We start from the raw sequence: 5054 nt of genomic DNA, 5'->3' as shown, positions 1-5054 counted from the left end.
TTGGTACGTTTTTTCATGCGGCGGATTGTACTCGGTTTTTAGGATTTTTTCAGACGGCCTTGTTTATATGGAAAATAAACTTCTAATAACGGATATGTATTGATGCAGGTTTTGTGCTTAAATAGATTCTTCAAACGACCAAAGAAACTGGTTTCTTTGGAACTTGCTTTTGTGGCATAAATTAAATAAATGATAAAGAAGCAATATTTGAGAAAAGGAGAATATCATGCAGAAAGAAATCCGCATAATCATCATGTTATCCGCGTTTTCTGTATCCGCTATGGCGGGAGGGGAAGTTCGGCTCGGTAAGAATAAGGCATACGATAATGAGTATGAACTTGTGGTAGAGCATGAAGTAAATGAAGAAGTTTCACAATTAAATCAAGACGAGTATGCAGTACATCCAATACGTAACGATAGCGGCGTCATGCAGTCAGGAAAAGCAGCTTCAGGCAGACAAGCTGTTTCCCAATACGGGAAACCTAATTTGCCGCCTGTCCGCTTAAATCCGCATCCTTCACGACCTTGATTTCAAAATCAAAGGGCTGCTCCATTTGTTTGGGCAGCCCTTTTGTTTTGTTGGCTCACTCACATTTTTGTTTGCGCAAAACAAGTTTGTAATCGGTTTTGATGCTGGTTTGATCGCCAATCATCTTAAAATCATCTATCAAACAACGGTTTTCTGTACATTTCAACGTGAAATCTGCACCGACCCTATGGCCGTCAAATTGTTTAAATGTTGCCCGGACGGTATGGGGAGAAGTGACCTTGATTTGTAAGGTTTTATGGAAGTTGTCAGGATGATCCTGGTCAAAGCCCAAGTAGTAATGTATCGGCATGTCACATCCCATCTCCATATCGGGTTGCTTACGGATATTTGTGTTGAATTTATTGAATTGTCGGATGATTTTTTGTAGTTCAGGCGTGGTAACACGATTGTGTTCAGAGCCTAAATCCACTTTAGACAGATAAACTTTTTTGACTAAATCTATTTTTGCTTGATTATTTGTGGCGTTATTTGCAGCCGTCGCTTGGGAGGGGAAGATAGTAGTTAACAAGCCGATAACAAAAAGAGAGCGTAGTGTTTTCATGATGTGCATAGGGACGAGATGAAAAGAATCCAAGTATAACGGCATTGAATCTATATTGAATATATTTTTAAGAAATTTAAGTTGAAAAGCAAGGGAAGGATTGGAATCATTGAATGTGATTCTGCAATCTGCTTTACAGGCCGTCTGAATGCGAAAACCGATTTTCAGGCGGCCTTTTGATTTGTTCCCAACCTCACAAACCCTTAAAAATCAGCTATAATGCCCAACTATTTGATTTTCGCTTATCCCATATTGAAATGGCACAAAAAATTCAATCTGTAAAAGGTATGAACGACCTTTTACCTGTCGAACAAAAAGATTTCAAACTGACGGCTGCGTTTTGGCAGGCGTTTGAAGATACGGTCGGTCGCTGGACACGCGCTTACGGCTACCAGCAAATCCGTACGCCGATTGTCGAGCAAACCGGTTTGTTTGTCCGCTCTATCGGCGAGGAAACCGATGTGGTCGGCAAGGAAATGTACACCTTCTCCGATTCAAACGATTCTTTGAGTTTGAGCCTGCGCCCTGAAGGTACGGCTTCTTGTCTGCGTGCTGTGGTCGAACACAACCTTCTGTACAACAGCCCGCAAAAGCTGTGGTATATGGGGCCGATGTTCCGCCGCGAGCGTCCGCAAAAAGGCCGTTATCGTCAGTTCCATCAGGTCGGTATCGAGGCTTTGGGTTTTGAAGGTCCGGATATTGATGCGGAAATCATCGCGATGTCTGCCGGCTTGTGGGAAAAATTGGGTATTCGCGAATACCTGACTTTGGAAATCAACAGCTTGGGCAACCGTGAGGAACGCGCGGCACACCGTGCGGCATTGGTTGAATATTTGACCCGCTATGAGGCGCAACTGGATGAAGACAGCAAACGCCGTCTGAAAACCAATCCTTTGCGCGTTTTGGATACGAAAAACCCTGATTTGCAGGAAATCTGCAACGCGGCGCCGCGTTTGGTGGATTACTTGGGCGAGGCTTCGCAAAACCACTATGTACGCTTCAAGGCGATGTTGGACGGTTTGGGTATTCAATATATTGAAAATCCGCGCTTGGTCCGCGGTTTGGATTATTACAATCAGACGGTTTTTGAGTGGACGACCGACAAACTCGGCGCGCAGGCGACTGTGTGCGGCGGCGGCCGTTACGATGGTTTGATTGAAGAACTTGGCGGTAAGCCTGCACCGTCTATCGGCTTTGCAATGGGTATTGAGCGCCTGCTGCTTTTGGTGAGTGAATACGGCTCTCTGGAAGTGAACGCTGCGCCTGATGTCTATGCAATGCACCAAGGCGAAGGTGCGGACTTGCAGGTAATGAAATACGCGCAAGCTCTACGCGCACAAGGTTTCAATGTGATGCAACATTCCGGCTATCAGAGCCTGAAAGCGCAAATGAAAAAAGCAGACAACAGTGGCGCACGCTTTGCCCTGATTGTGGCTCAGGATGAGCTGGCAAACGGTACGGTTACCCTGAAAGATATGCAGGGCAAACACGAACAGAAAACCGTTGCCGCCGCTGATTTGACAGACACTTTACAACAATGGAAGAACGCATAAATGGCAGCCCATTTGGAAGAACAACAAGAGTTAGACAACTTTAAATATTTTTGGAAACGCACTGGCCGTTGGATCTTTGCCTTGCTGATTGTGGCGGCTTTGGGGTATTTGGGTTACACCATTTACCAAGGCCAAAAAACTTCAAAAGATCAGGAAGCCGCCGCCGTATTGGCGCAAATGGTGGAAAAGGCGCAGCAAAAAACCGACCAAAAGGCCATCAACGCCGATTTGGCCGAATTGCAAAAAAACTATCCTGATTCCATTTCGACAGCCCAAGCTACTTTGATGGTGGCGGCGACCGAGTTTGATGCCGGCCGTTATGATGTGGCGGAAGGTCATTTGAATTGGGTACTGAAAAACCAAAACGCACCGCTGGTTCAAGCTTTGGCGGCACAGCGTTTGGGCGTTGTCCTGTTGCAGCAGAAAAAATACGATGCCGCCATCAATGCCCTGAATACTCAGGTTGAGGCTGATTTCGAGCCTTTGATGCTGGAAACCAAAGGCGATGTTTACGTTGCCCAAAATAAAACCAAAGAAGCCGTACAAAGTTACGAAGCTGCTTTGAGCAAAATGCCGCAAACCGCAGTAGGCCGCGAATTGCTGCAAATGAAAATCGACAGCTTGAAATAAGTTTGTTTGAAATCAAGGCCGTCTGAAGTTGCAATGACTTTTCAGACGGCCTACACTTATCCTTATCAACCGTGTTTTTAAAACACCTGCTTGTGTTCCGCTCCCGTTTTTAGGCGGCACTTGACACAGAAAGACTCAATCATGAAACCAACCATCGCGCTTGTCGGCCGCCCCAATGTCGGCAAATCTACCTTATTCAACCGTTTGACGCGCACCAAAGACGCGCTCGTGCATGACCTGCCCGGCCTGACGCGTGACCGACATTACGGTCATGGCAAAGTCGGCAGCAAACCTTATTTGGTCATCGATACCGGCGGCTTTGAGCCGGTTGTGGACAGCGGCATTTTGCACGAAATGGCAAAACAAACCTTGCAGGCTGTCGATGAAGCCGATGCGGTTGTGTTTTTGGTGGATGGTCGCACCGGTTTGACACCGCAAGATAAAATCATTGCCGACCGTTTGCGCCAAAGTCCGCGCCCTGTTTATTTGGCGGTGAATAAAGGCGAGGGCGGCAATAGGGCCGTGCTTGCCGCCGAGTTCTACGAACTTGCCCTGGGCGACCCTTATGTTATTTCAGGTGCGCACGGCGATGGCGTGTATTATCTGATTGAAGATATTTTGGAAACCTTCCCAGAGCCTGAAAAGGAAGAGGAAGAAGCGAAACATCCTGTTTTTGCTGTAATCGGCCGTCCGAACGTCGGCAAATCTACGCTGGTTAACGCCATCCTCGGCGAAGAGCGTGTGATTGCCTTCGATATGGCAGGCACGACGCGCGACAGTATCCATATCGATTTTGAACGTGAAGGCAAACCGTTTACCATCATCGATACCGCAGGTGTGCGCCGTCGCGGCAAAGTGGATGAAGCGGTGGAAAAGTTCTCTGTTATCAAAGCCATGCAGGCGGTTGAAGCGGCAAACGTTGCCGTTTTGGTGTTGGACGCGCAACAAGATATCGCCGATCAAGATGCGACGATTGCAGGTTTCGCATTGGAAGCAGGCCGTGCCTTGGTGGTGGCGGTCAATAAATGGGACGGCATCAGCGAAGAGCGCCGCGAGCAAGTGAAACGCGATATCAACCGTAAACTGTATTTCCTTGATTTTGCTAAGTTCCACTTTATTTCTGCGTTGAAAGAACGCGGTATAGACGGTTTGTTTGAAAGCATTCAGGCTGCCTACAACGCGGCGATGATTAAGATGCCGACGCCGAAAATCACGCGCGTATTGCAAAGCGCTATCGAGCGTCAACAGCCGCCGCGCGCTGGTTTGGTGCGTCCGAAAATGCGTTATGCCCACCAAGGCGGCATGAATCCGCCGGTGATTGTGGTACACGGCAATTCGCTGCACGCCATTTCTGACAGCTACACACGTTATCTGACCCAAACGTTCCGTAAAGCCTTCAATCTGCAAGGTACGCCGCTCAGAATTCAATACAATGTTTCGGAAAACCCGTATGAAAATGCGGAAGATAAACCGAAGAAAAAACCGTTGCGCCGTGTCAGCCTGAGCAACCGTATTGAGAAACGCGAAGGCCGCAAGGAAGAGAAAAACCGCTTCAAGAAAAAAACCAAAGTCAGCGTGAAAAAACAATTCAGCAAATAAGCACAAAGGCCGTCTGAACAGTTTCAGACGGCCTTTTTATAATGAAAAACAGCTTGTTAGAACTTCATGGCATATTTTCGATAGGGTTTGCCGAATTTAAAAAAACATCCAATTTGAATTTGGAATTGTTGTGAATATGGAAATGAAACAGTCGGTTTGACGGGAAGTTCCCTTATTGCTG

At 47.0% G+C, this 5054-nt stretch carries 5 protein-coding genes; 4 read left to right on the top strand and 1 reads right to left on the bottom strand.

Annotation, left to right across the window (positions count from 1 at the left end):
- Nucleotides 1-226 precede the first annotated feature (226 nt).
- Nucleotides 227-529: a hypothetical protein gene (locus Q1M25_RS07975; protein ID WP_300483718.1), complete on the top strand. Its 303-nt coding sequence runs from the start codon at nt 227-229 to the stop codon at nt 527-529.
- A 55-nt stretch (nt 530-584) separates the two neighbouring features.
- On the opposite strand, the gene Q1M25_RS07970 is transcribed toward Q1M25_RS07975, so the two are convergent.
- Entirely contained in the window at nt 585-1091 is a 507-nt protein-coding gene (locus Q1M25_RS07970; RefSeq protein ID WP_300483716.1) for a hypothetical protein, read from the bottom strand.
- 257 nt (nt 1092-1348) lie between these two features.
- Here Q1M25_RS07970 and hisS point away from each other — a divergent pair, with 257 nt between their 5' ends.
- From hisS to der, 3 genes are all read left to right on the top strand, one after another.
- On the top strand, nt 1349-2644 hold the full coding sequence (hisS, locus tag Q1M25_RS07965; RefSeq protein WP_300483714.1) for a histidine--tRNA ligase: 1296 nt from the start codon (nt 1349-1351) through the stop codon (nt 2642-2644).
- Nucleotides 2645-3274 (top strand): tetratricopeptide repeat protein, encoded by a 630-nt coding sequence (locus tag Q1M25_RS07960; protein WP_300483711.1) that lies wholly within the window; start codon nt 2645-2647, stop codon nt 3272-3274.
- A 141-nt stretch (nt 3275-3415) separates the two neighbouring features.
- Nucleotides 3416-4873 carry a ribosome biogenesis GTPase Der gene (gene der, locus Q1M25_RS07955; RefSeq protein WP_049331367.1) on the top strand — a complete coding sequence of 486 codons (1458 nt, stop codon included), beginning with the start codon at nt 3416-3418 and terminating at the stop codon, nt 4871-4873.
- Nucleotides 4874-5054: the final 181 nt, after the last annotated feature.

It is taken from the genome of uncultured Neisseria sp., from assembly GCF_951230505.1.
Lineage (GTDB): Bacteria > Pseudomonadota > Gammaproteobacteria > Burkholderiales > Neisseriaceae > Neisseria.
This window is presented reverse-complemented; position numbering and strand designations above follow the sequence as displayed.

Coding starts and splice junctions, on each gene's coding strand:
- Q1M25_RS07975 (WP_300483718.1), top strand. CDS start 227: ATGCAGAAAGAAATCCGCATAATCATCATGTTATCCGCGTTTTCTGTA.
- Q1M25_RS07970 (WP_300483716.1), bottom strand. CDS start 1,091: ATGAAAACACTACGCTCTCTTTTTGTTATCGGCTTGTTAACTACTATC.
- hisS (WP_300483714.1), top strand. CDS start 1,349: ATGGCACAAAAAATTCAATCTGTAAAAGGTATGAACGACCTTTTACCT.
- Q1M25_RS07960 (WP_300483711.1), top strand. CDS start 2,645: ATGGCAGCCCATTTGGAAGAACAACAAGAGTTAGACAACTTTAAATAT.
- der (WP_049331367.1), top strand. CDS start 3,416: ATGAAACCAACCATCGCGCTTGTCGGCCGCCCCAATGTCGGCAAATCT.